General features: G+C 52.8%; 18 protein-coding genes and 3 tRNA genes. 11 read left to right on the forward strand and 10 right to left on the reverse strand.

Annotation, left to right across the window (positions count from 1 at the left end; all coding sequences use genetic code 11):
• Positions 1-276: 276 nt before the first annotated feature.
• The 3 genes from ACNT1W_RS18680 to ACNT1W_RS18690 all read left to right on the forward strand — a co-directional run bounded on the left by ACNT1W_RS18680 (position 277) and on the right by ACNT1W_RS18690 (position 2,450).
• Positions 277-504 (forward strand): YejL family protein, encoded by a 228-nt coding sequence (locus ACNT1W_RS18680; RefSeq protein ID WP_017893455.1) that lies wholly within the window; start codon positions 277-279, stop codon positions 502-504.
• Positions 505-513: 9 nt separating this feature from the next.
• On the forward strand, positions 514-2,295 hold the full coding sequence (gene yejM, locus ACNT1W_RS18685) for an LPS biosynthesis-modulating metalloenzyme YejM (RefSeq protein WP_259190884.1): 1,782 nt from the start codon (positions 514-516) through the stop codon (positions 2,293-2,295).
• A 78-nt stretch (positions 2,296-2,373) separates the two neighbouring features.
• Positions 2,374-2,450: transfer RNA gene (locus ACNT1W_RS18690), tRNA-Pro, on the forward strand.
• Positions 2,451-2,749: 299 nt separating this feature from the next.
• On the opposite strand, the gene ACNT1W_RS18695 is transcribed toward ACNT1W_RS18690, so the two are convergent.
• The 5 genes from ACNT1W_RS18695 to blaSPR all read right to left on the reverse strand — a co-directional run bounded on the left by ACNT1W_RS18695 (position 2,750) and on the right by blaSPR (position 4,801).
• The gene (locus ACNT1W_RS18695; RefSeq protein ID WP_017893457.1) at positions 2,750-2,956 is read right to left on the reverse strand and encodes a DUF2767 family protein; all 207 of its coding nucleotides are present in this window, start codon (positions 2,954-2,956) and stop codon (positions 2,750-2,752) included.
• 158 nt (positions 2,957-3,114) lie between these two features.
• Positions 3,115-3,190: transfer RNA gene (locus ACNT1W_RS18700), tRNA-Thr, on the reverse strand.
• Between the two features lie 6 nt (positions 3,191-3,196).
• Positions 3,197-3,284, reverse strand: a tRNA-Ser gene (locus ACNT1W_RS18705).
• A gap of 156 nt (positions 3,285-3,440) precedes the next feature.
• Complete coding sequence (gene osmE, locus ACNT1W_RS18710; protein WP_012145974.1) at positions 3,441-3,770, reverse strand: osmotically-inducible lipoprotein OsmE; 330 nt, start codon at positions 3,768-3,770, stop codon at positions 3,441-3,443.
• Positions 3,771-3,904: 134 nt separating this feature from the next.
• Positions 3,905-4,801 (reverse strand): SPR family subclass B3 metallo-beta-lactamase, encoded by an 897-nt coding sequence (gene blaSPR, locus ACNT1W_RS18715; protein WP_112364091.1) that lies wholly within the window; start codon positions 4,799-4,801, stop codon positions 3,905-3,907.
• 79 nt (positions 4,802-4,880) lie between these two features.
• On the opposite strand from blaSPR, the gene ACNT1W_RS18720 reads away from it, so the two are divergent.
• Positions 4,881-5,810 (forward strand): LysR family transcriptional regulator, encoded by a 930-nt coding sequence (locus ACNT1W_RS18720; protein ID WP_419246001.1) that lies wholly within the window; start codon positions 4,881-4,883, stop codon positions 5,808-5,810.
• A 6-nt stretch (positions 5,811-5,816) separates the two neighbouring features.
• On the opposite strand, the gene ACNT1W_RS18725 is transcribed toward ACNT1W_RS18720, so the two are convergent.
• Positions 5,817-6,284, reverse strand: coding sequence for a DUF1348 family protein (locus ACNT1W_RS18725; RefSeq protein WP_012145977.1), 468 nt, complete (start codon positions 6,282-6,284; stop codon positions 5,817-5,819).
• Between the two features lie 115 nt (positions 6,285-6,399).
• Here ACNT1W_RS18725 and ACNT1W_RS18730 point away from each other — a divergent pair, with 115 nt between their 5' ends.
• Complete coding sequence (locus ACNT1W_RS18730; protein ID WP_419246002.1) at positions 6,400-6,978, forward strand: TetR/AcrR family transcriptional regulator; 579 nt, start codon at positions 6,400-6,402, stop codon at positions 6,976-6,978.
• Here the strand turns inward: ACNT1W_RS18730 and ACNT1W_RS18735 are convergent.
• Both ACNT1W_RS18735 and ACNT1W_RS18740 read right to left on the reverse strand, forming a co-directional pair.
• Positions 6,972-7,388, reverse strand: a complete 417-nt coding sequence (locus ACNT1W_RS18735) for a VOC family protein (protein ID WP_017893463.1) — start codon at positions 7,386-7,388, stop codon at positions 6,972-6,974. The genes ACNT1W_RS18730 and ACNT1W_RS18735 overlap by 7 nt on opposite strands.
• Positions 7,389-7,667: 279 nt before the next feature.
• Positions 7,668-8,780 carry a porin OmpC gene (locus ACNT1W_RS18740; protein ID WP_218216824.1) on the reverse strand — a complete coding sequence of 371 codons (1,113 nt, stop codon included), beginning with the start codon at positions 8,778-8,780 and terminating at the stop codon, positions 7,668-7,670.
• An 831-nt stretch (positions 8,781-9,611) separates the two neighbouring features.
• Here ACNT1W_RS18740 and ACNT1W_RS18745 point away from each other — a divergent pair.
• From ACNT1W_RS18745 to rcsB, 3 genes are read left to right on the forward strand one after another with little or no spacing between them, the layout of a single operon-like run.
• Complete coding sequence (locus ACNT1W_RS18745; protein WP_115184173.1) at positions 9,612-10,766, forward strand: MFS transporter; 1,155 nt, start codon at positions 9,612-9,614, stop codon at positions 10,764-10,766.
• A gap of 21 nt (positions 10,767-10,787) precedes the next feature.
• Positions 10,788-13,490 (forward strand): phosphotransferase RcsD, encoded by a 2,703-nt coding sequence (gene rcsD, locus ACNT1W_RS18750; RefSeq protein WP_012145982.1) that lies wholly within the window; start codon positions 10,788-10,790, stop codon positions 13,488-13,490.
• The gene (gene rcsB, locus ACNT1W_RS18755) at positions 13,483-14,133 is read left to right on the forward strand and encodes a response regulator transcription factor RcsB (RefSeq protein ID WP_004947156.1); all 651 of its coding nucleotides are present in this window, start codon (positions 13,483-13,485) and stop codon (positions 14,131-14,133) included. Before rcsD ends, rcsB begins: the two co-directional genes overlap by 8 nt.
• 51 nt (positions 14,134-14,184) lie before the next feature.
• Here rcsB and rcsC read toward each other — a convergent pair whose 3' ends face one another.
• Together rcsC and gyrA are read right to left on the reverse strand one after the other, a co-directional pair.
• The gene (gene rcsC / locus ACNT1W_RS18760; RefSeq protein ID WP_012145983.1) at positions 14,185-17,058 is read right to left on the reverse strand and encodes a two-component system sensor histidine kinase RcsC; all 2,874 of its coding nucleotides are present in this window, start codon (positions 17,056-17,058) and stop codon (positions 14,185-14,187) included.
• A gap of 163 nt (positions 17,059-17,221) precedes the next feature.
• The gene (gene gyrA / locus ACNT1W_RS18765) at positions 17,222-19,870 is read right to left on the reverse strand and encodes a DNA topoisomerase (ATP-hydrolyzing) subunit A (RefSeq protein ID WP_153859691.1); all 2,649 of its coding nucleotides are present in this window, start codon (positions 19,868-19,870) and stop codon (positions 17,222-17,224) included.
• A gap of 212 nt (positions 19,871-20,082) precedes the next feature.
• On the opposite strand from gyrA, the gene ubiG reads away from it, so the two are divergent.
• The 3 genes from ubiG (at position 20,083) to nrdB (ending at position 24,735) form a co-directional block, all read left to right on the forward strand.
• A complete protein-coding gene (gene ubiG, locus ACNT1W_RS18770) occupies positions 20,083-20,808 on the forward strand; it encodes a bifunctional 2-polyprenyl-6-hydroxyphenol methylase/3-demethylubiquinol 3-O-methyltransferase UbiG (protein ID WP_012145985.1) in 726 nt (241 codons plus the stop codon).
• Positions 20,809-21,245: 437 nt separating this feature from the next.
• Positions 21,246-23,534, forward strand: a complete 2,289-nt coding sequence (gene nrdA, locus ACNT1W_RS18775) for a class 1a ribonucleoside-diphosphate reductase subunit alpha (RefSeq protein ID WP_012145986.1) — start codon at positions 21,246-21,248, stop codon at positions 23,532-23,534.
• Positions 23,535-23,604: 70 nt separating this feature from the next.
• A complete protein-coding gene (gene nrdB, locus ACNT1W_RS18780; RefSeq protein WP_012145987.1) occupies positions 23,605-24,735 on the forward strand; it encodes a class Ia ribonucleoside-diphosphate reductase subunit beta in 1,131 nt (376 codons plus the stop codon).

Raw genomic sequence — 24,735 nt, forward strand, 5'->3', positions numbered from 1 at the left:
TTTAGGCGCGTATTCAAACACTGAAGGCTACCGTGCTGCAACTTTAAAGCAGTGATCTCATCACCAGACATCAATAAATTTCCAGCGCCCATTCAGGTCGTAAATGGCTGGCAGAACCGATGGATTTCAGGTGACACAACGAGAGTTGCCCAGCCGCCGTAAAGGGAGCCCCGCTACGCTGCGGTTTGAAAGACAAAGGGAATCGATAAAAGAGCGGAAAATCACTGTCCTATACGGTAAGATATGGGACTTTGTCAGGCTTTGAGCGCAATTTTTATGCCACAATCATCCCGTTACAGTGACGAACACGTTGAACAGCTGCTCTCCGAGCTGGTTAATGTTCTGGAAAAACACCATACTCCCACCGATCTTTCTCTGATGGTGCTGGGCAACATGGTAACTAATCTGATCAATACCAGTGTGGCTCCCGCGCAGCGGAAAACATTGGCAAAATCGTTTGCAGAAGCTCTGCAAGCTTCTATTCGTGAAGATAAAGCGCATTAATAATTAATTATGGTGACAAACCGTCAGCGTTATCGTGAAAAAGTCTCCCAGATGATTAGCTGGGGGCACTGGTTCGCCTTATTCAATATCCTGCTTGCCCTCGGGCTGGGTAGCCGCTACCTGTTTGTCACCGACTGGCCCTCTTCCCTGTTGGGTCGGGTTTATGCGCTGGTCAGCCTGCTGGGGCATTTCAGCTTTATCGTTTTCGCCGGCTACCTGCTGGTAATTTTCCCGCTCACCTTTGTGGTGATGTCGCAGCGGCTGTTGCGATTTATTTCCGCCGCCCTGGCTACCGCCGGGTTAACGCTATTGCTGGTAGACAGTGAAGTGTTCACGCATTTCCATCTTCACCTTAACCCGGTGGTGTGGGAACTGGTGATCAACCCGGATCAAAGTGAACTGGCGCGCGACTGGCAGCTGATGTTCATTTGCGTGCCGGTTATCTTCCTGGTGGAGATGCTGTTTGGTACCTGGAGCTGGCAAAAGCTGCGCAGTCTGAACCGTCAACGATTCGGCAAGCCGCTGGCCGCACTGTTCATCAGTGCCTTTTTCGCCTCGCACCTGATTTATATCTGGGCCGACGCCAACTTCTACCGTCCGATCACCATGCAGCGGGCCAACCTGCCGTTGTCGTACCCGATGACCGCACGTAAATTCCTTGAAAAACACGGCCTGCTCGATTCGCAGGAATATGAACGCCGCCTGGTGCAGCAAGGGAATCCGGAAGCCGTTGCGGTGGAATATCCGCTGAACGATCTTAGCTACAGCGACAAAGGCAGCGGCTATAACCTGCTGATGATCGTGGTGGATGGCGTTCGTGAGCAGGATATGAAACAGGATATGCCTGCCCTGACCCGTTTCGCGCAGGAAAATGTTCGCTTCAGCGATCACTACAGTTCTGGTAATCATGCGGATACCGGCCTGTTTGGCCTGTTCTACGGTATTTCGCCTACCTATCTGGACAGCGTTCTCGCCGCGCGCAAACCTTCCGCTCTGGTCAGTGCTCTCAGCGCCCAGGGTTATCAGTTTGGTTTGTTCTCGTCTGACGGTTTTAACGCCAGCCTGTATCGCCAGGCCCTGTTGACCGACTTCACGCTGCCGGCAGCAAAACAGCAAAATGATGCGGCGACCACGCAACAATGGCAACGCTGGCTGGCTGACCAAAACAGTAACGGTCCGTGGTTCTCCTATATCAATTACCGTGGTACTGAACCTGCGGCCAATGAGAAAACACCAGCCCCGGCCGATTTTATTCAGCGTTACCGCGCAGGTGCGCAGGATGTGGATGCGCAAATTGCTCAGGTGCTCAGCACGCTGAAAGAACGTGGTGTTCTGGATAAAACCGTAGTGGTGATAACCGCAGAGCACGGCGTTGAATTTAATGACACCGGCAAAGGCTACTGGGGTGCGGGTACCAGTTTCAACCAGCAACAGTTGCAGGTCCCCTTGGTTATCCACTGGCCGGGCACCCCGGCACAGACCATCAGTAAACTGACCGGTCATAACGACGTGATGCGTACGCTGATGCAGCGTTTGCTACACGTGAAAACTAACCCTAATGATTATTCGCAGGGTGAAGATCTGTTTACCGCCCAGCGCAGGAATAACTGGGTCGCGACCGGCGACAACAGCCTGTTAGTGATCACCACTCCTACGCAAACCTTGGTATTGGATAGCAGCGGTAACTACCGTGCATACGATAAGAACGACAAAGAAATCAAAGACGAGAAGCCGCAGTTGGCCCTGCTGTTGCAGGTGTTGACCGATGTGAAACGCTTTATCGCCAACTAACTGCTTAAAATACAATCAGTCAGTTGGGGGAACTCTTGATTTGAAATTGGGAACGGGTAGTATAATTTGTTACAGCGTCGGCATGTAGCGCAGCTTGGTAGCGCACCGTCATGGGGTGTCGGGGGTCGGAGGTTCGAATCCTCTCATGCCGACCAATAATCCCTTTAAAAACCAACCCTTAGCGGTTGGTTTTTTTATGATTAAACTCGGCATTCACCCGTGATTGAGTTTTTCCCCTGGGGGCAAACGTCGGAACTTTGCGGAATAACACCCAATATTGAGCCCAAAGAGCCTGTACACCCAGATAGGGTTAAAATAACCAAAAGAAACAATGCCCTTTTCATCCAACACTCCTTATCTTTTCGCTATCTGGTTATATCTTATTCATGGCTCACTGTCTTTCAACAAACTGTCACTTTTCGTGAAAATGCCGGCGAGCATAGGCTTTTAGCGCTTAACGCTCCAGCCATTCAACGGCCAGTATACGAGCCTCATCCAGACTGACATCCCTGCCTTCTCTGGTGATTGCCGTTTTCAACACATCAATGATATCGGCCTTTTCCGTGGCGCGTTCTTCATTAATTAACACCAAAACCGCATCGCCTATCACTGTGCATATGCCGATATACAAAGCTTTTGAATCTTCGAAGCCGCTGCCCATAACTACCTCCGGTTGCAATTTATACAGATTAACATCTTGCGCCTGACAATGCCCTTTAAGGACCCGGTCGGCGCGGGCGGAAAACGAAAAACCCCAGCGATCATTAAGATTGCTGGGGTTCGTAGACGGGATTAACCGTCTGTACAACTATATATATATGGTGCCGGCTACCGGAGTCGAACTGGTGACCTACTGATTACAAGTCAGTTGCTCTACCTACTGAGCTAAGCCGGCTAAATTTGGCGGAAGGACAGAGATTCGAACTCTGGGAGCTGTTACACTCGACGGTTTTCAAGACCGTTGCCTTAAACCACTCGGCCATCCTTCCAATGGGCGCAGATATTAGCGCTACCGTTATGAAATGTCTATCGTTTCATGCAAAAAAAAGCAGGAAAAAGTGCGTTTGGTTAAACTTCATGCCACTGGCGGTTAAAAAATGAAAAACCCCGCCGAAGCGGGGCCAGATTGCTCAACATAACAGCCGTTATTTAGGCTGGGAGTCGTAGTCTGAACAAGTCTGATAACCTTTGTTCATCACATGACCTGTATCGCTGTAGCTAACAAAATAGGTTTGTACTTTCCCGTCACGTGGCGCCACCGCGTAGGTGTCGCAGGTACCCTGTGCATGAACCAGAGTAGCTGTAGTTGACGGTGGACCTGCAATGGCTCGTACCTGCTGTTTGGTCATTCCTACTTTTACATCACTGACCACAGGCTCCTGAACATAACTGGCGGCCCTGTCATAAGCCGTACAACCGGCAAGAAGGGTGAAAGTCGCTGCGGTGCAAATGGCTAAAACCAGCTTATTCGTCATGGTTTGTCCTCTTTGAGTACGTTTATTGTCCTCTAAGTCTAGAAGAGAGAAGGCTTTTCTACAAATTTCACTTTGTCGATAGGTGCGGTTCGCGCCAATATCCTCAGCAGGCCACGGTAGCCAACCAGCGCAATTCACATTTTACTTTGTTGCTGTTTTAACTGCGCCTCAAATGTCTGTTGTGACTGTTGCACATATTGCTGCAACCCCTGACGATCGACAAACGCATCCAGATCGCCAGCCTGCAGGCGTTGCATTTTATTATCCAGATCGAAGCGCGTTCCCTTATTGGCGATAAAAATATCCGCCTGCTGCTGAGCCAACCGAGCAAAACTGCCACGGATATCCTGCACCAGACTGGGGTAGTTTTTGTTGTCGATCAGATAGTAGTCCGGCGTTGCCAGGCTGTCGGCATAGACCAGTCGGTAGCTTTGCCCTCCCTGATGTAGCGTGGTCAGCCACGAGGTGGCCCCCGGCAAATGGCCTGGCGTCATCAATGCCGTTAATTTCAGGTCGCCCAAGGTAATGCTGTCCCCCTCCCCGACGATAATATCGACCTTCACCGGCGGGAAGCTCAGCGCATCTCCCAGAGCAAAATCCTGTTTGCCGCCAAGCGCCAACTGTTGGGCATTGGCAGCGCTGGCGACAACTTTTGCCCCGCTCCAGGCTTGCAGACGCGCAATGCCACCCGCCTGATCGAGACGCGCGTGGCTATTGAGGATATAGCGCAGATCCTTGATGTTAAAACCCAAAGCCTCTATGTGCGCTCTTATCGCCGGAGCGCTGGCGTCCAGCGCGGCGTCGATAAGAATCAGTCCTTCCGGCGTGCTCAGCAGCACGGACGATAGGTTGCGGGTACCCACGTAATAAACATGCGGGAACATCTGAAATGGCGCGACCGGCTGCGCCCACTGTTCAAAAAGCGAATAGGGCGGCGCACTGGACAACGGCTGTGCCGGATTAAGCTGCGCCTGAGCGCCGAAACACAGAGCAACCGTCATAGCCGTCAGATAACCAAGGTTTTTTTTCATGTTCCAATTCTATGGAGGTAAACGGGGCTGAAGTATACTCAGCCCAATATTGAAACGTATTCAATTAAGAAGGCCATTAATGAACATCCTGCAAATGGACATGAACCTGCTGAAAGTGCTCTATCTGTTGACCAGCACCGGCTCCAGCCAGAAAACGGCGGACAAGTTGGGCATCAGCACTTCGGCCGTCAGCCATGCATTGGCCCGCCTGCGTGAAGTGCTCAATGAGCCTTTATTTCGTCGGGAGGGGCATCGCCAGGTGCCGACGCTGTTTGCCCTGTCGCTTAAAGAGAAACTAACGCCATTGTTCTCTTCGCTGGACGGTGAACTGTTCGGCCATTTGCAGGATGCACCACGACATTTCAACCTGGTTGCACCGCCGGCACTGCATCCGATATTGCTGCCGCTGCTGGCACAGAAAAGCACACTCGCCAATGTGGATATCCGTTGTCAGAACTTTGAGCGGCGCTCATGGCGGAACGATCTGCTGGAAGGCAGCATCGATATGGTGATCGCAGTGGGCGATCATCAACAGCGTACCAGCGCACTGCGTTATGCACTGATTGGCAGCACTCGCCTGGTCGCAGTATTTGGGGCCCCCTTGCAGCAGAGGTTGCAGCACAAGAGCAGTCTGGCCTTCAGCGAACTGGCAAACTATGCGCACTATTACTGTCACCCTTGGCCACAGGCGGAAAATGAGCTGGATCGTCAGTTGGAACGCCAGGGTTTACAACGCAGGATCCAGCTCAGCTGTGCCGATTATGCCCAGTTGCCACCAGTGCTGCGGGCGGCCCCGCTGATGGCGGTAGTTCCGCAGCCCTGGTTCAGTGCACAACCCGATAAACGAGGGTTATTCACCCTGCCCATCCTGGACAACCTGGACAACCTGGACAACCTGGACAACCTGGCAATTGGCCATCTGTTTTCACACTATCGGCAGGGAGAAGTTGAGTGGAAAAAGCGTCTTATTTCCGCGCTTCATGCGGAACTGCGGCCTTATTATCAGTAACGACAATCAGAAGCCGAATTCACTCAGTGCCGCAATATCATCCGGACGACGGCCAAGCGGCCAATGGAACTGACGATCCTGCTCGCGGATCGGCATATCGTTGATGCAGGCGTGTCTGTTGATCATCAAACCGTCTGGGTTAAACTCCCAATTCTCATTGCCAAAACTACGGTACCAGTTGCCCGAATCATCACGCCATTCATAGGCAAAACGCACCGCAATACGCGCCCCATCAAACGCCCATAACTCCTTAATCAGCCGATACTCCAGCTCTTTCGCCCATTTACGCTGCAAGAATGCGCAAACGGCCTCGCGACCATCAACAAACTCCGCCCGGTTACGCCAGTGGGTATCGACGGAATAGACCTGCGAGACGCGTTCAGGATCGCGGCTGTTCCAGGCATCTTCCGCCAGACGGACTTTCTCAATCGCCGACTCTCGGGTAAACGGCGGTAACGGGGGTTTAATGCTCATAGCTCACCTCTGCTGGGTTGTCATTAGGTAGACAGAGTTGTCTACACAATTAAGCTAGCGCATGTAGACAGACTTGTCTACAATCATTCCAAACGATATTTCAGGAGATGTTTTAATGTCTGTTGCCCCCAGCACTTTGCCACCACGTCAGCGCATCCTGCTGACAGCGCATGATTTGTTTTACCGCGATGGCATACGCGCGACCGGCATTGATCGCATCATCAACGAGTCAGGCGTAGCCAAGGTCACGTTTTATCGTCATTTCCCCAGTAAAAATGAGCTGATTGAGGCGTTTCTTGCCTACCGTCATGATCAGTGGCTGAGCTGGTTCAGTCGGTCTTTGGAGCAGCATGCCACCCGACGAGGAGATGTGATGCTCGCTTTGGTGCCCTGCCTTGAGGAATGGTTCAGCAACCCGCATTACCGCGGTTGTGCTTTTATCAATACGGCGGTGGAGCTGGCGGATATGTTACCGGAGAGCCTAAAAATCGCACGCCGGCATAAGAAGCAGATGGCCGAAGTCATTGCCAGCCACCTGCCCACAAGCCCTGAGCGGGAACAGCGAGCGGAGATGCTGTCGATGCTGATTGACGGAGCCATCGTCAAGGTACAAATTGAGCAGCAACCCCAGAACGCGCTGCTGCTGCTAAGTGAAATGCTGAAGACACTGGCTGCCGCCTGGAAGCATCAGTAATTGGCCCAAATCCCCGGAGTTACCAGTTCGAGCAGATGATTATCGGGATCGCGGAAATAAATACTCTCGCCACCGTGCTCCCAGCTCATGCGCCCTTCTATCTCTATGCCATGTGCCGCCAGATGCTGTTCCCAATGCGGCAGCTGTTCTTTCGTGACGGCCAGCCCGATATGCAGCGGTCCGCTGCCGTCATGCGGGGGGATATAGCCTTCCGGGTAATGTGCTCCTTTGACCGAGTCGCCTTCAATAAACAGCAGCAAGACGCTTTGCTGGCTCACGTCATAGGCGCGAAAACGCTCATTGGCCACCATCACCGGCAGTTTTAATACCTGCTGGTAAAAAGCCGCGGCCCGCTCGATATCCTTGACGTACAGTACCGTTTCAATCACCCGATCTATCTTGAGCTCCATATTCACCTCCGGATTTCTCTATACCCTATAGCTTTCAAGTTGCAGCTAGGCGGCCAGCTTGCTCATCCCCAGGCGCTTACAAAAGTTAAGTAACTGGGGTGAGCAAGTGCAGGTAACAACGCTGCAACTTGAAAGATGACGGGTATATACGGCGAAAGTTTAGTTAAACCCCGGCACATCAGAATGGCAATCCGTGCCGCGAAAATGCCAATTTGTGCCAAACCGCAGGCAAAAAAAACGCGGCCCGAAGGCCGCGTGATCAGATTCACACTCTGTTGCTTAGAACTGGTAAACCAGGCCCACGGCAACCACGTCGTCGGTGTTGATACCGGCAGACTTGGTGAAGTCATTTTCATCCATCAGGTTGATTTTGTAATCAACGTAGGTAGACATGTTTTTGTTGAAGTAGTAGGTCGCGCCCACATCAACATACTTCATCAGATCCTGATCGCCGTAACCGCGTTCGATGTCTTTGCCTTTAGACTGCAGGTAAGCCACGGAAGGACGCAGACCGAAATCGAACTGGTACTGGGCAACGATTTCCATGTTTTGCGCTTTGTTGGCGTAACCGTAAGTGCTGCTGTTGCTGCTGCCGAAACGGGTTGCGTTGTAAGACTGAGTATACATCGCTGCCAGGTAGACGTTGTTGGCGTCATATTTCAGACCGCCGCTGTAAGCCTCTGCCTTGTCACCACGGCCCAGAATGCCGGCGTTGTTATTGCCGTTCTGATCGTTGGTACGGTCGGAAGAGAAGTACGCCGCTGCAGCGCTGATACCGTAGCCCAGATCGTAAGACGCGGACATGCCGTAACCGTCACCGTTCTGCGCCAACACGTCACGACCGTTGTTGGATTCGGTAGCGCTGTCGTTTTTGCCCTGGTATTGCAGAGCAAAGTTCAGGCCGTCAACCAGACCAAAGAAGTCTGAGTTACGGTAAGTCAGCACGCCGTTGGTACGCTGGAACATGAAGTTGTCCGCACCGTAGGTATCGCCACCGAACTCTGGCAGCACGTCGGTCCATGCGCCGATGTCGTACAGCACGCCGTAGTTACGGCCGTAATCCAATGAACCGTAATCACTGAATTTCAAACCTGCAAAGCCAACACGGGTGAAGTTTTTGTTGTCCTGGCTTTCCGCATGGTTGAGGTTTGCCTGATATTCCCACTCACCGTAGCCGGTCAGTTGGTCACTGATTTGTGTTTCGCCACGCAGACCAAAACGCATATAAGACTGGTCGCCATCGGAACCTTTATCATCGGAAAAATAGTGAAGACCATCGATTTTACCGAACAAATCCAGTTTATTACCGTCTTTGTTGTAGATTTCCGCCGCGCCTGCTGTGCCTGCAACCAGCAGTGCGGGTACTATCAGGGAGAGTACTCGAAGTTTCATCGTTATTATCCTCATTAATTATGTCGAGCTATGGCCACTGCCCTTTTGAGCATTATTAGCACGACTGTGCATTACCATTCTGGTAACAAGGGTTATATTAATCCAGAAAGAAAATGATACCAAGTATCCGATAGTGTTTCACCATGATTAATAAAGGTTTCAAAATGTAAATTTGCGCGAACTTCCACAAAACATTACAGACAGACAAAATAAGGCACGCAATGACAAAAAATACATTTATAGATACAAAATCATTAAGTTATACAAATCTTTAAGAAAAAAAAGACAGCCATACAAAAGTCACGCTCAATAAGCACATTGTGCCAAAATATTCTCATAACGCTGACGTTATAATAATCCCGCTATCATCATTATTTTCATTATTACCTTCATTATCTGTAAGATAATTTTTGTACACTTCGACCGGCTTCTGGCCGGTTTTTTATTGCCTGAAAGCTTCCCCACCATTCACCATAATGCGCACTTTTTGCCAAAAAATAGTCACGCCACGATATTATCTCAATAATTGATTTTCGCACTAATTGCTAATTTATTAACCGATATCAGTCTACGGATTAATCGCATTAATTAGAAAAGCATTCTATTGTTTAAGTAGCTATTACCTGGGCCGACATTCTGTTCGGTGTGGCAATATTGGTCGCCCCTTCTATTTTGATAGTCTGGAAAAATATCCAAAATCCCTTGCTCAGGTCATTGCCTTGTGACCAGAAGCGCGGGCGAGCGCAAATCCTTTCGACCCGGATCGCGGATTGTGATAAAAACACTCCATAACTTTCAGCCCGCATTTCCACAATAGATCCTGATTCCCACATGACATCCACCTTGTGTAATGAACAGCAGAAACCCGGCGTCCCGGCACAGATCGCAACGCGTTTGGCCTTTTTTGTCGCCGGCTTCGGCATGGCTGCCTGGGCTCCCCTGGTCCCTTTCGCCAAAGCGCGTATCGGCATTGATGACGGCTCCCTGGGTCTGCTGCTGCTGTGTATTGGCGCAGGTTCGATGTTGGCGATGCCGCTTACCGGCTTCCTGACCGGCAGGTTGGGCTGTCGCCCGGTGATCCTGCTTGCCGGGCTGGCACTGTGTATTGATTTACCCCTGCTGGTCCTGATGGACACCACCACCGGTATGGCACTTGCCCTGCTGTTGTTTGGTGCGGCAATCGGCATGATCGATGTGGCGATGAACATACAGGCGGTAGTGGTCGAGCGCGCCAGCGGCAAGGCAATGATGTCCGGTTTTCACGGTTTCTTCAGCGTTGGCGGCATTGCCGGTGCCGGCGGTGTTAGTGTGATGCTGTGGCTGGGGCTGTCTCCTTTGCTGGCAACATGGGTCGCCGTATTGACCATTGCCGCATTGCTGATGCTGGCCAGTCGCAATTTGCTGCGTGAAAGCGGCGGTGACGAAGGTGGCCCGATGTTTGTGCTGCCACGCGGTTGGGTGATGTTCATTGGCATCCTGTGCTTCATTATGTTCCTGGCAGAAGGCTCGATGCTCGACTGGAGCGCCCTGTTTCTCACCACCCTGCGAGGCGTTGACCACAGCCAGGCCGGATTGGGCTATGCGCTGTTCTCCATCACCATGACCCTTGGCCGGCTAAACGGCGATCGGGTGGTGAATACGCTGGGCAGATATAAGGTGTTGTTACTGGGTAGCCTGTGTGCGGCCATTGGCCTGAGTCTGGCTATTATCTTCAACAACGCCATGGTTTCGCTGATTGGTTTCATGCTGGTGGGCCTCGGCGCTTCCAACGTGGTACCGATCCTGTTCAGTGCTGCCGGCAACCAGCAGGATATGCCGGCCAATCTGGCCATCGCCTCAGTGACCACCGTCGGCTACGCCGGCATCCTCGCCGGACCGGCGCTGATTGGCTTTATCGCTCAGTTCTCCAGCCTGACGGCGGCATTTGCCTGCGTTGCAGTTTTACTCCTGGTGGTCACCGCCAGCGCCCGGGCGATAACCCGTTGATTCAGGAATGCGCAGTCAACTATGCAAAATAAACAACTGACCATCAGCTCAAGCAATATTACTCGCTGCTTCCTGCTGTTTTCCGTGCTGCTGACGATTGCTATCGGCCTGTACGGCTACAACTATACCAACGCCTGGCTGGCGGAAAAAAAATACGCCCTGAACAGCATCGCCAACGGCCTGCAAAAGCGCATCGACAACTACCGTTACGTCACCTATCAGATTTACGACAAGTTCGGTAATGCACCTTCATTGAATGTCGATCCCAGCCTGCAGGAAACCCGACTGCGCCCGGACGTTTACTACCTGGAGAAGCCGCATAAAAAAACCGACGCGGTTATTTTTGGCAGTCATGAAGAAGGCACCCTGGCGATGATCGCCAATATTTCAGACTATCTGGATACCCGCTGGGGAGCCAAGACTGAAAATTACGCCATGTATTACCTCAACGGTCAGGATAACAGCCTGAGCCTAATCACCACCCAGCCGTTAAAAGAGCTGGCCTCGAGGTTCAAGGAAAGCTATCTGACGACCTCGGCAGAGGATCGCCGGGCCGAAATGCTGCAACAGGCCAATATGCTCGATGAGCGTGAAAGCTTCTCTGCCTTACGCAAACAGCGCTTCCAGAACACCTATTCGTTTTCTATCCGCACCACTTTTAACCAACCGGGGCATTTGGCTACGGTGATCGCCTTCGATCTGCCGATTAACGACATCATCCCCATTAATATGGCGCGATCCAACTTTATGCTGCAGCCTGACGATAGCAGCATGGACGACGGTACCTTGCCGTTGGATGCCACAACCAGCACCGGTATTTCGATGAGCGGTAGTTGGGTGGAGTTCAGCGCCCCGCTGCCTAACGCGCCACTGAAAGTGGTTTACCGCGTCTCGGCTATCAGCCTGGCAATTGACCTGCTGCGAAACAATATCTGGCTGATCGCCATCAATCTGTTGCTGTTGGCGCTGTCATTGGTGGGCATTTACTTTATCCGTCGCCAATATATCCGCCCGAGCGAAAACATGGCGGTTGAGCTGGAAGCCGAACGAGCACTGAATCAGGAAATCATCGCCAGCCTGCCTTCAGGCCTGCTGGTGTACAATTTCGCCAGCAATACGGTAATCGCCAGTAACAAGATTGCCCAGCACCTGCTGCCGCACCTCAGCCTGCAGAAAATCGCCCACATGGCCGAACAGCATCACGGGGTAATTCAGGCGACGGTAAACAATGAAGTGTATGAGATCCGCATCTTCCGCAGCCAGCTGTCGCCGGAAACCTACCTGTTCCTGCTTAACGATCAGGACAAGGAAGTGATGGTCAATAAACGTTTGCAGCAGGCACAGCGCGAGTACGACAAGAACGTACAGGCACGCAAACTGATGTTGCATAATCTGGGCATTGAGCTGAATCAACCGGTCCGGCAAATGCACGATTTGGTCGATCGTCTGCGCACACAAGCGGATGAGGAACAACAGCAAGCGCTGCAAAAGCAACTGGCGGTGCAGTCGTCAACGGTGTTGGGGCTGATTGAAAATATCACCCTGCTCACCCGGTTGGAAACCCAGGACTGGCAGCCTTCGCGTCATCCCTTCAGCCCATCGACCCTGATAGATGAATTGCTGCAGGAAGCCCTGCCGTCCATCAATCAAAAAGGCCTGTCGCTGTTCAACCATTTCCATCTTGACGTTGAACAGCAATATATCGGCGATGCCAATGCACTGCGCAAGGTGATCTCACTGCTGGTGCATTACGCCATTATCACTACTGCCTGTGGCAAGATTTCGCTGGTTGTCGATCATGAACCGGATCACCCCGATCGCCTGGTATTCCATATCAATGACACCGGTTCGGGCATTTCCAACGAAGAAATCAGCAACCTGAATTACCCGTTCCTCAGCCAAACGCTGGTGGACCGCTTTGATCATGGCTCCGGCCTCACCTTCTTCCTGTGTAATCAACTGTGCAAAAAGCTTAACGGCCAGTTGGATATCCGCAGCAAGATAGATATTGGTACCCGCTACACCATCCGCGTCCCTATGGAGATGGAGAAAAAAGAGGCGGAAGCGCAAGAAAAACTGCTCGACGGTGTGACCGCATTGCTGGACATTACCTCTGAGGAAATACGGAGCATTGTCACCCGCCTGCTGCATGCCTATGGCGCAAGTTGCATCGTTGCTGACGAACGTCAGATTAATCGCGACTACGACGTATTGTTGACCGATAACCCGCAAAGAGCTGATGATTATACCCTGCTGCTGACCAGCGATGAGGCCGGATGGCAACAGCTTGAAAAACGATATATTCGGGTAAACTATAACCTGAGTGGTGCCATGATCGACGCCGTATTGATGCTGATTGAGCAGCAAATGGCCGCGTTGGAACAGCAGGAAAGTGCCTTATCACTGACCGCAGATGACATCCAACTCTATGAAAAACAATTGAAATCAAGTGATTACTATGGCCTATTTATTGATACAGTACCCGACGATGTCAAAAAACTGTATACTGAGGCGGGCAGCAGTGATTTCAATGCTCTGTCACAGACAGCACACCGCCTGAAAGGCGTGTTTGCCATGTTAAATCTGCTTCCCGGCAAGCAACTGTGTGAATCGTTAGAACAGCACATCGCAGACGGTGATGCGCTCAAGATCGAGAATAACATCAGTCAGATTGATTTTTTCGTCAGTAGACTGCTGCAGCAAGGTAGCCAACAACATGAATAACCTGAACGTAATTATTGCTGATGACCATCCTATCGTACTGTTTGGCATCCGGAAGTCACTTGAGCAAATTGAATGGGTGAATGTCGTTGGGGAGTTTGAAGACTCAACAGCACTGATCAACAATCTGTCCAAACTGGATGCAAACGTCCTGATCACCGACCTTTCGATGCCGGGTGATAAGTATGGCGACGGCATTACGCTGATCAAATACATCAAACGCCATTATCCGCAGTTGTCGATCATCGTTCTGACCATGAACAACAACCCGGCCATTCTCAGCGCCGTGTTGGATCTGGATATCGAAGGCATAGTACTGAAACAGGGTGCGCCAACCGACCTGCCGAAAGCGCTGGCCGCATTGCAAAAAGGCAAGAAATTCACGCCGGAAAGCGTTTCCAAACTGTTGGAGAGGATCAGCGCCAGTGGTTACGGTGACAAGCGTCTGTCACCAAAAGAGAGCGAAGTACTGCGCCTGTTCGCCGAGGGTTTCCTGGTGACCGAGATCGCCAAGAAGCTCAATCGCAGCATCAAAACCATCAGTAGCCAGAAGAAATCGGCGATGATGAAGTTGGGTGTTGAGAACGATATTGCGCTGCTCAACTACCTCTCTTCTGTCAGCATGGCACCGCTGGACAAAGAATAAAATCCCCGGTAGTTAACAGAGGGCGCGGCATAATGCCGCGCCCTTTTGCTTTCAGGCATCTTCAGACTCGGCGCGCATGCGGCGAACCTGTTGGCTGTAATACCCTAATGTCTGTTCCAGCGTTTCCAGGGTCACCGGCTTAGACAGGCAGTTATCCATCCCGGCCTCAATACAGCGCTGTTTTTCTTCCGCCAGGGCATTCGCCGTCACGCCGATTACCGGAGCGGTAAAGTGCAACTGGCGCAGGCGCTGGGTCAAACGGTAGCCATCCATATTAGGCATGTTGACGTCGGTCAGCACGATGTCGACGGTATTGCGATTCAACACGTCGAGCGCATCAACCCCATCATTGGCAGTCACTACCTGATAACCCAGTGAGCCAAGCTGGTCGGACAGCAACCGGCGGTTAATCGGGTGGTCATCCACCACCAGCAAATGAATATCCCCGTTGTCTACCCTGTTGGCCTTGGCCGGCAACGGCAATTGCATCAAAGTATTGCCGCTTTCATCACGGGTACCAAACAAGCGGTTGAGCAGCGCCAGGGTTTCACGCGGCGTCGAGGTGCTGTGCATCCAATAGCCCGGCCGGGTTTCCTGCGACGGGCCGATATGCTCAATAGAGAACTGGATCTGCGCCAGCAGCGGTGTATTGATCATCAGCGGGTGATCGCTGAGCATCACATCCCCTGCCGCAGTCTCTTGCCCCTGATGACGCAGTACCGTCGCGCCATAGCCGCCAAGAACCTCCATCAGATAACTTTCCAACCGCTGGTTGCGGATAGCCAGCCACAGAGTTTTACCTTGCCAGGTATCGCTGGGCTGCGGGATCGGGAACTGAGCGTTAAACAGCGGAATGCGGATGGTGAACAGGCTGCCTAATCCCGGCTCAGACTCAACGGCAATGTCGCCATCCATCATGTTGATCAGTTTTTCGCATATCGCCAACCCCAGCCCGGTGCCCTGGAAATGGCGTTGCACGCCGCTACCCACCTGGAAGAACGGATCAAACAGGCGGGTAATTTCTTTCTCCGGGATGCCGACCCCGGTATCACGAACGCTAAACTCCAAATAGCTGCCGCGCGTACACACCTGCAGAATGATGCAGCCGGTATCGGTAAACTTAATCGCGTTGTTCAACAAGTTGGACAGCACCTGCTGCAGCCGTACCGGATCGCCGGAAATGCGCTCCGGGACGTTCTGTTCGATAAAGCAGTACAACCCCAACCGCTTCTTCACCACCAGCGGCAAATAGTTGCCGGCGATGTGGGTGATCACCTCCAGGCAGGAGAACTCGCGCGGTTCAATCTTCAGTTGCTCGGATTCGATTTTGGAGAAATCCAGTATGTCGCTGATGATCTTCAGCAATAGCCCGGACGAGTTGTTCATCGCATTGACCAGTCGGTCAACACCCTGCGGTAACGCCTTGGTTTGCAACAAATCGAGGTTACCGATGATGCCGTACAGCGGCGTACGTAATTCGTGACTGACGGTCGCCAGGAACATCGACTTGGATTGGCTGGCCTGTTCTGCCGCCGCCGCCATCTCCTGCAGCGACTCTTCCATTTTCACGCGGGCGCTGACGTCCACCAGCACACAGATCGCCACATCCTCGTTACGGTAACGGGAATGAACAAAGCTGATTTGCAGGTTGTTGTTATTACTGGTCATCACATCCACAAAGTTCACCTGCTGTTCGCAGATGATGCGCGTAATGCGGTCACGGTCTTCGTGGGTCAGCAGGTTGATGTAGTTATGCGCCAATTCATTACTCAGAATGTTGGTGCCGTCACTGATACGTAAAATACAAATACCCACCGGTGCCGAGGCGACAATCTTGCGGTTGAACTGTTCATGCTCCTCCAGCCGGAAGGCGTTGTCTTCTGCCGGCAGGAACATTTTGCGCTCAAACAGCCAGGCCAGGCTGAACAACACAATGGCAGACAACATATTCAACAGCACCGCATTGAGGATTAGCATCCTGAAGCGTTCAACCACCGTCTTCACAGGTACAGAATAAACAATACTGAGCGATGACGGCGGCAGCGCTTTTTTCATGATCAGGTCGCGGTAATTATCTACATAGCCGAAGTAAGCCGGCTCGTCCGGATAGCTGCTGGGAGCGTTCGCATCTCGCCCATCATCGGCCAGCCGCAGTATCGGTTGGTTATTCTCATCCAACAGGGTTACGCCGGTCGGCAAGCTGCCGGCGGAAACAAAGTCCTCCAGGCGAATGGTTTGCTCAATACCCAGCAACGCCTCCAGCTTGTTACCAATATAAATTGGCGTCAGTACATACAGATAACCGACATCCGGCCGTTGCTGGCTTGGGCTGATCCAGTACAGATTATTGTCTTTGTCCTGATTCTTGGCATTACGGTATTTAAGGATACGCTCATGCAGAGTTTTCAGCGCGTCGGCTCGATTAGCTACGCCGCTGCCGCTGCCGCCAAACTCCGCCATGCACAGCGTATCGCCGTCGATGAAAAACACCCGGTTGAGATCGTAGGCCGCAACGAAGTTCTCTTTCCAATACTGGATCAACCCACTCAGAGAATTGAGTGAGCTGCGGTAGGTGGTGTTAAGTGAACAACTGGACTCTGGATACAGCGGTACAAACTCCAGCGGACTGTTTTTGCCGGGAAAGATGCCGCTAAACATGTCCATGCTACTGACTGAACCGTTGAGACGGTTTTCCGCCATATATTTGATATCACGCATGATATCGGCCGAATGGCGGATATAACCCTGAGCCTGATCGAAGTTCAGATTGTAGTCCTGCCGAATATCAGACTCTTTCTGATGCAGGATATTCAGGATATAGAAGGTGGTGAGCAGCGCCCCCAACGACCACAACATGATCGCCAGCACCCGGAACAAATAGCGGGATATCTTTAACGTGGTGCGAAAAGAAGCTAAATATTTCAATCGGATACCATACGAATATCAGTGGCGACCAGCGCGTTCATAGCAAAGCCGGGAGCTCAGGCTTGGGTCCGGCAATTAAACCATAGAACTGAAAAAGGGCCTAGCATCGCTGCCAGGCCCTTGTTACCTCAGTGCGATAGGGGCATGTGCCGGCCCCTATGGCTTAGGCGTTGTCTTCTTCCGCGTCGTCTGGCGCTTCAGAATCATCGCCTTCATCCAGCGGTGCAGCGTCTTCTTCTGCAACTTCCGCACCCGGTTCGAGGCTGTCCAGCTCTTCGTCTTCCACCGGCTCGGCTACACGCTGCAGACCGACGACGTTCTCGTCTTCCGCAGTACGGATCAGCGTAACACCCTGGGTATTACGACCCACCACGCTAACTTCCGATACGCGGGTACGCACCAGCGTGCCGGCATCGGTAATCATCATGATCTGGTCGGTGGTATCCACCTGAACCGCACCCACTACCTGACCATTACGCTCGCTCACCTTAATGGAGATAACCCCTTGGGTAGCGCGTGACTTGGTCGGATATTCGGTGACTGCGGTACGTTTACCGTAGCCATTCTGGGTAACGGTCAGAATGTCGCCTTCACCGCGTGGCACAATCAGGGAAATAACGCTGTCGCCTTCGCCCAGGTTGATACCGCGTACGCCGGTGGCAGTACGACCCATAGAACGCACCTGCGTTTCCGGGAAGCGCACTACTTTACCATTGGCGGAGAACAACATGACTTCATTGCTGCCGTCGGTCAGGTCAACACCAATCAGCTCGTCACCCTCGTTGAGGTTAACGGCGATGATGCCGGCGCTGCGTGGGCGGCTGAAATCGGTCAATGCGGTTTTCTTCACGGTGCCGCTGGCAGTAGCCATAAACACGTGACGCCCTTCTTCATACTCGCGTACCGGCAGAATGGCGGTAATACGCTCATTGGCTTCCAGCGGCAGCAGGTTGACGATTGGACGACCGCGCGCGCCACGGCTGGCTTCAGGCAGTTGATACACCTTCATCCAGTACAGACGGCCACGGCTGGAGAAGCACAGGATCGTGTCGTGGGTGTTGGCCACCAACAGACGATCGATAAAGTCTTCTTCTTTAATACGCGCCGCTGACTTGCCTTTACCGCCGCGGCGTTGCGCTTCATAGTCGGTCAGAGGCTGATACTTCACATAGCCCTGGTGCGACAGCGTAACGACCACGTCTTCCTGGTTGATCAGGTCTTCGATATTGATATCTGAAGTATTGGCGGTGATCTCGGTGCGGCGGCCATCGTTGTACTGCTCTTTGATTGCCACCAGCTCTTCGCGGATCACTTCCATCAGACGGTCTGGGTTTTCCAGAATAAAGATCAGCGCGGCAATCGCCGTCAGCAGCTCTTTATACTCGTCCAGCAGCTTTTCATGCTCCAGGCCGGTCAGTTTCTGCAGGCGCAGATCCAGGATCGCCTGAGCCTGCTGCTCGGTCAGATGGTATTTACCGTCACGGATGCCGAACTCCGGCTCCAGCCACTCAGGGCGAGCGGCGTCGTCACCGGCGCGCTCCAGCATGGCTGCCACATTACCCAGATCCCAGGCTTGAGCAACCAACGCGGCTTTCGCTTCCGCAGGGGTTGGCGCACGGCGGATCATCTCGATAATCGGATCGATGTTCGCCAGTGCGATGGCCAGCGCTTCCAGGATATGGGCGCGATCGCGGGCTTTACGCAGTTCGAAGATGGTACGGCGGGTCACCACTTCACGGCGGTGGCGAACAAACGCCTGCAGAATGTCTTTCAGGTTCAGCAGTTTCGGCTGGCCCTGATGCAATGCCACCATGTTGATGCCGAAGGTGACCTGCAGTTGCGTCAGCGAGTACAGGTTGTTCAGCACCACTTCGCCGACCGCGTCGCGTTTGATTTCAACTACGATGCGCATGCCGTCTTTGTCGGACTCGTCACGCAGCGCGCTGATGCCTTCCACGCGTTTTTCTTTGACCAGCTCGGCGATCTTCTCGATCAGACGCGCCTTGTTCACCTGATACGGGATCTCGTGAACAATGATGGTTTCGCGACCGGTTTTGGCATCGGCTTCTACTTCGGCGCGTGCGCGTAAGTAGATTTTGCCGCGCCCGGTGCGGTAAGCCTCTTCAATGCCGCGACGGCCGTTGATGATCGCCGCAGTCGGGAAGTCCGGCCCCGGGATGTGTTCCATCAGGCCTTCGATGCTGATGTTTTCATCATCGATATAGGCCAGGCAACCGTTGATAACCTCTGACAGGTTATGCGGCGGAATGTTGGTGGCCATACCCACGGCGATGCCCGACGAGCCGTTTACCAGCAGGTTAGGGATCTTGGTTGGCATGACGGCCGGGATCTGCTCGGTGCCATCGTAGTTAGGCACGAAGTCGACGGTTTCTTTTTCCAGATCCGCCAGCAGTTCGTGAGCAATTTTGGACATGCGCACTTCGGTATAACGCATCGCCGCGGCGGAGTCGCCATCGACAGAACCGAAGTTACCCTGACCGTCCACCAGCATATAGCGCAGTGAAAACGGTTGGGCCATACGCACGATGGTGTCGTAAACCGCGCTGTCACCGTGTGGGTGATATTTACCGATTACGTCCCCAACGACACGGGCCGATTTCTTGTATGGTTTATTCCAGTCGTTACCCAATACACTCATCGCGAACAAAACGCGACGGTGCACCGGCTTCAGTCCATCACGAACATCTGGCAGCGCACGTCCGACAATTACGGACATCGCGTAGTCCAGATACGAGTTTTTCAACTCGTCTTCGATGTTTACCGGTGTGATTTCTCTGGCAAGGTCGCTCATGGAGCTGCTATCCCTCTACTAATGATTCATCTGCCCGCTGCCATAGTGGCAAAGGTGTAAAACTATATCACAAAGCACGCTTTACGGGAAAATAACCGCCGCTGTTTAACTTAAATTGTGCATATATGTGCAGTAAAAATGCATCGGCGCAGACGGTGCTGCGCCGGAACATGTATAATCCGCGCAACGAGAACCAGGAGCCAAATACGCCCATGAATGCAGAATCATCCAGCCAAGCGCAAAACGTAGACCATCATGAAATCGCCAAGTTCGAGGCCGTGGCCTCACGCTGGTGGGATTTGGAAGGTGAATTCAAGCCGCTGCACCGTATCAACCCGCTGCGTCTGAACTACATCCTGCAGCGTGCCGGCGGCATTTTTGACAAAACCGTCCTCGACGTGGGCTGCGGCGGCGGCATTTTGGCGGAAAGCATGGCGCGCGAAGGCGCACAGGTCACCGGGCTGGACATGGGCGCCGAGCCGCTGCAGGTTGCCCGGTTGCACGCGCTGGAAAGCGGCGTGAATGTGGCTTACATCCAGGAAACGGTAGAAAGCCATGCACAGGCCAACCCGCAGCGCTATGACGTAGTGACCTGCATGGAAATGCTGGAGCACGTTCCCGACCCGGCCTCGGTGGTACGCGCCTGCGCTCACCTGGTCAAACCGGGTGGCCACGTGTTTTTCTCCACCATTAACCGCAATACCAAAGCCTGGCTGATGGCCGTGGTCGGTGCGGAATATATTCTGAAGATGGTGCCACAGGGCACCCATGACCATAAGAAGTTCATCCGCCCTTCTGAATTGATTGGCTGGGTTGATGGCACGCCACTGCGCGAAAAGCATATGATCGGCCTGCATTACAACCCAATCACCGACCATTTCAAGCTTGGCCGCAACGTTGATGTGAACTATATGGTACATACTCAGCACGAAGGCTGAGGCTCCCCGAGTGCGCCGGGACTGGCCTGTCAGGCCCGGTGCGCCGATAACATTAAGATAAATACCTAATTCTTCCGCTTTCGATCAAAATCGTCGTTGTAAACAGTTTTTAAGAATATTAAATCAGATCAATATGCCGTTTTTTTCTAACGTTTAATAAAGCGGCAAACGATCACGTTTTTCTGATTCTAGGGAAATTCTTATCCCGCTTATTGACAAGCTTGTCGCGCCAGTCACAGCGCGCACTGCGAAAGACAAGTCACATTTCACCCCCAAGTTATCCACAAATTAGGCCACTTTTGTTCACTTGCAAACGCCCTGTTTTCTCACTATCTTGTTACCTCACCGACATACAACCCCTATATATAGTGTTTACATACTGAGCAGAGCTACTACACTTCTGCTTAGGGGCACCATACGGACAGGTAAAACACCACATGAACCAAAGTCTGCTTGTAACTAAACGCGATGGCCGTAAAGAGCGCATCAACCTCGACAAAATCCACCGTGTCATCGACTGGGCCGCGGAAGGGTTAAACAACGTCTCGGTTTCTCAAGTAGAGTTGCGTTCTCATATTCAGTTTTATGACGGCATCAAAACTGCTGATATTCATGAAACCATTATCAAAGCTGCAGCCGATCTGATCTCCCGCGACGCGCCGGACTACCAGTATCTGGCAGCACGCCTGGCCATCTTCCATCTGCGCAAAAAAGCTTACGGTCAATTCGAACCGCCGAAGCTGCTCGCTCACGTAACGCGCATGGTAGAAATGGGCAAGTACGATAAGCATCTGCTGGAAGACTACACCACTGAAGAGTTCGAGCAGATGGACTCCTTTATCGATCACTGGCGTGATATGAACTTCTCCTACGCAGCCGTTAAACAGCTGGAAGGGAAGTATCTGGTGCAGAACCGCGTGAGCGGCGAGATCTACGAGAGCGCTCAGTTCCTGTATATCCTGGTTGCCGCGTGCCTGTTCTCCAACTACCCGCGTGATACCCGTCTGGACTACGTTAAACGTTTCTACGACGCGATCTCCACCTTCAAGATTTCACTGCCTACGCCAATCATGTCCGGCGTGCGCACCCCAACCCGCCAGTTCAGCTCTTGCGTGCTGATCGAGTGCGGCGACAGCCTGGATTCAATTAACGCCACCTCCAGCGCCATTGTGAAATACGTTTCGCAACGTGCCGGTATCGGTATCAACGCCGGCCGCATCCGTGCGCTGGGCAGCCCGATCCGTGGCGGTGAAGCCTTCCATACCGGTTGTATCCCGTTCTACAAACATTTCCAGACCGCGGTGAAGTCCTGTTCCCAGGGCGGCGTGCGTGGCGGTGCGGCCACTCTGTTCTACCCAATGTGGCATCTGGAAGTTGAAAGCCTGCTGGTGCTGAAAAACAACCGCGGCGTTGAAGGCAACCGCGTACGTCACATGGACTACGGCGTGCAATTGAACCGCCTGATGTACCAGCGCCTGATCAAGGGCCAGGACATCACCCTGTTCAGCCCGTCTGACGTCCCAGGCCTGTATGACGCGTTCTTCGCCGATCAGGACGAATTCGAACGTCTGTACACCCAGTACGAACAAGACGACAGCATTCGCCAGAAACGCGTGAAAGCGGTTGAGCTGTTCTCGCTGATGATGCAGGAACGCGCCTCTACCGGCCGTATCTACATCCAGAACGTTGACCACTGCAACACTCACAGTCCGTTTGATCCGCAGATCGCGCCGGTACGTCAATCCAACCTGTGCCTGGAAATCGCCCTGCCGACCAAGCCACTCGATGACGTCAACGACGAAAACGGCGAAATCGCCCTGTGTACGCTGTCCGCCTTTAACCTCGGCGCCATCGAAAGCCTGGACGATCTGGAAGAGTTGGCTACCCTGGCGGTACGTGCATTGGATGCCCTGCTGGATTACCAGGACTACCCAATCAAAGCCGCTCATCGCGGCGCCATGGGCCGTCGCACCCTGGGTATCGGCGTGATCAACTACGCTTATTACCTGGCGAAGAACGGCGTACGCTACTCCGACGGCAGCGCTAATGCCCTGACCCACAAGACTTTCGAAGCCATTCAGTATTACCTGCTGAAAGCCTCGAACCGTCTGGCTCAGGAACAGGGTGCCTGCCCGTGGTTCAATGAAACCACTTATTCACAGGGCATTCTGCCGATCGACACCTACAAGAAAGATCTGGATGTCATCTGCCAGGAGCCTCTGCACTACGACTGGGAAACCCTGCGTAAAGAGATCAAGGAAACCGGTCTGCGCAACTCTACCCTGTCGGCGCTGATGCCTTCGGAAACCTCTTCGCAGATTTCCAATGCTACCAACGGCATTGAGCCACCACGTGGCCACATCAGTATCAAAGCGTCGAAAGACGGCATTCTGCGCCAGGTGGTGCCAGAGTATGAGCGTCTGAAAAACGACTACGAACTGCTGTGGGAAATGCCGAACAACGACGGCTACCTGCAACTGGTCGGTCTGATGCAGAAGTTTATCGACCAGTCGATCTCTGCCAACACCAACTATGACCCAACCCGCTTCCCGGGCGGCAAGGTGCCAATGAAGCAGCTGTTGAAAGACCTGCTGACTACCTACAAGTTTGGTGTCAAGACGCTGTACTATCAGAACACCCGCGACGGTGCCGATGATATTCAGGAAGATTTGCTGCCGGCAAAGGGCGGCGATGATGACTGCGAAAGCGGCGCCTGCAAGATCTAAAGTTTGACACAGCGGGCCGGAACTCTTCCGGCCCCTTCTAATTCAGCACGGCACTAATGGATTCAGGCTTATGGCTTACACCACATTTTCTCAGAATAAAAACAACCAGTTGCTGGAGCCGATGTTCTTCGGTCAGTCGGTTAACGTTGCGCGTTTCGATCAGCAAAAACATGAAATTTTCGAAAAACTGATTGAGAAGCAACTGTCGTTCTTCTGGCGTCCGGAAGAAGTGGACGTTTCCCGCGACCGTATCGACTACCAGGCGCTGCCGGAACATGAAAAACACATTTTCATCAGCAACCTGAAATATCAGACGCTGCTCGATTCAATCCAGGGACGTAGCCCGAACGTCGCGCTGTTGCCGCTGATCTCGATCCCGGAGCTGGAAACCTGGATAGAAACCTGGTCCTTCTCTGAGACCATCCACTCCCGTTCTTACACCCATATTATCCGTAACATCGTCAACGATCCGGCGATCGTGTTTGACGACATCGTCACTAACGAAGAGATCCTCAAGCGCGCGAAAGACATCTCCGGCTACTACGACGATCTGATCGAGATGACCGGCTACTATCATCTGTTGGGTGAAGGCACCCATCAGGTCAACGGCAAGACAGTAACCGTTACCCTGCGCGCGCTGAAGAAACAGCTCTATCTGTGCCTGATGAGCGTTAACGCACTCGAAGCCATCCGCTTCTACGTCAGCTTCGCCTGTTCATTTGCCTTCGCGGAACGTGAACTGATGGAAGGCAATGCCAAAATCATCAAGCTGATTGCCCGTGACGAAGCGCTGCACCTGACCGGTACCCAGCACATGCTGAACCTGATGCGTTCCGGTGCAGATGACCCGGAGATGGCGGAAATCGCCGTTGAGTGTCAGCAGCAGTGCTATGACCTGTTTGTGCTGGCTGCCGAGCAGGAAAAAGAGTGGGCGGAATACCTGTTCCGTGACGGCTCGATGATCGGCCTGAACAAAGACATTCTGTGCCAGTATGTGGAATACATCACCAATATCCGCATGCAGGCGGTGGGTCTCGGCCTGCCGTTCGCCACCCGCTCTAACCCGATCCCATGGATCAACGCCTGGTTAGTGTCAGACAACGTGCAGGTTGCGCCGCAGGAAGTGGAAGTCAGCTCCTACCTGGTCGGCCAGATCGACTCGGAAGTGCATGCCGACGACCTGAGCGACTTCGAACTCTAA

Origin of the sequence: Serratia sp. NFX21, assembly GCF_048517035.1 — a bacterium.
GTDB classification, from domain to species: domain Bacteria; phylum Pseudomonadota; class Gammaproteobacteria; order Enterobacterales; family Enterobacteriaceae; genus Serratia; species Serratia quinivorans.

What these genes read in the sequence shown, in the direction of transcription:
- nrdB (WP_012145987.1), top strand. Translation starts at nt 23,605, where the DNA reads ATGGCTTACACCACATTTTCTCAGAATAAAAACAACCAGTTGCTGGAG.
- ubiG (WP_012145985.1), top strand. Translation starts at nt 20,083, where the DNA reads ATGAATGCAGAATCATCCAGCCAAGCGCAAAACGTAGACCATCATGAA.
- yejM (WP_259190884.1), top strand. Translation starts at nt 514, where the DNA reads ATGGTGACAAACCGTCAGCGTTATCGTGAAAAAGTCTCCCAGATGATT.
- gyrA (WP_153859691.1), bottom strand. Translation starts at nt 19,870, where the DNA reads ATGAGCGACCTTGCCAGAGAAATCACACCGGTAAACATCGAAGACGAG.
- ACNT1W_RS18680 (WP_017893455.1), top strand. Translation starts at nt 277, where the DNA reads ATGCCACAATCATCCCGTTACAGTGACGAACACGTTGAACAGCTGCTC.
- nrdA (WP_012145986.1), top strand. Translation starts at nt 21,246, where the DNA reads ATGAACCAAAGTCTGCTTGTAACTAAACGCGATGGCCGTAAAGAGCGC.
- ACNT1W_RS18720 (WP_419246001.1), top strand. Translation starts at nt 4,881, where the DNA reads ATGAACATCCTGCAAATGGACATGAACCTGCTGAAAGTGCTCTATCTG.
- ACNT1W_RS18725 (WP_012145977.1), bottom strand. Translation starts at nt 6,284, where the DNA reads ATGAGCATTAAACCCCCGTTACCGCCGTTTACCCGAGAGTCGGCGATT.
- ACNT1W_RS18735 (WP_017893463.1), bottom strand. Translation starts at nt 7,388, where the DNA reads ATGGAGCTCAAGATAGATCGGGTGATTGAAACGGTACTGTACGTCAAG.
- rcsB (WP_004947156.1), top strand. Translation starts at nt 13,483, where the DNA reads ATGAATAACCTGAACGTAATTATTGCTGATGACCATCCTATCGTACTG.
- ACNT1W_RS18740 (WP_218216824.1), bottom strand. Translation starts at nt 8,780, where the DNA reads ATGAAACTTCGAGTACTCTCCCTGATAGTACCCGCACTGCTGGTTGCA.
- rcsD (WP_012145982.1), top strand. Translation starts at nt 10,788, where the DNA reads ATGCAAAATAAACAACTGACCATCAGCTCAAGCAATATTACTCGCTGC.
- ACNT1W_RS18745 (WP_115184173.1), top strand. Translation starts at nt 9,612, where the DNA reads ATGACATCCACCTTGTGTAATGAACAGCAGAAACCCGGCGTCCCGGCA.
- ACNT1W_RS18730 (WP_419246002.1), top strand. Translation starts at nt 6,400, where the DNA reads ATGTCTGTTGCCCCCAGCACTTTGCCACCACGTCAGCGCATCCTGCTG.
- osmE (WP_012145974.1), bottom strand. Translation starts at nt 3,770, where the DNA reads ATGACGAATAAGCTGGTTTTAGCCATTTGCACCGCAGCGACTTTCACC.
- ACNT1W_RS18695 (WP_017893457.1), bottom strand. Translation starts at nt 2,956, where the DNA reads ATGGGCAGCGGCTTCGAAGATTCAAAAGCTTTGTATATCGGCATATGC.
- blaSPR (WP_112364091.1), bottom strand. Translation starts at nt 4,801, where the DNA reads ATGAAAAAAAACCTTGGTTATCTGACGGCTATGACGGTTGCTCTGTGT.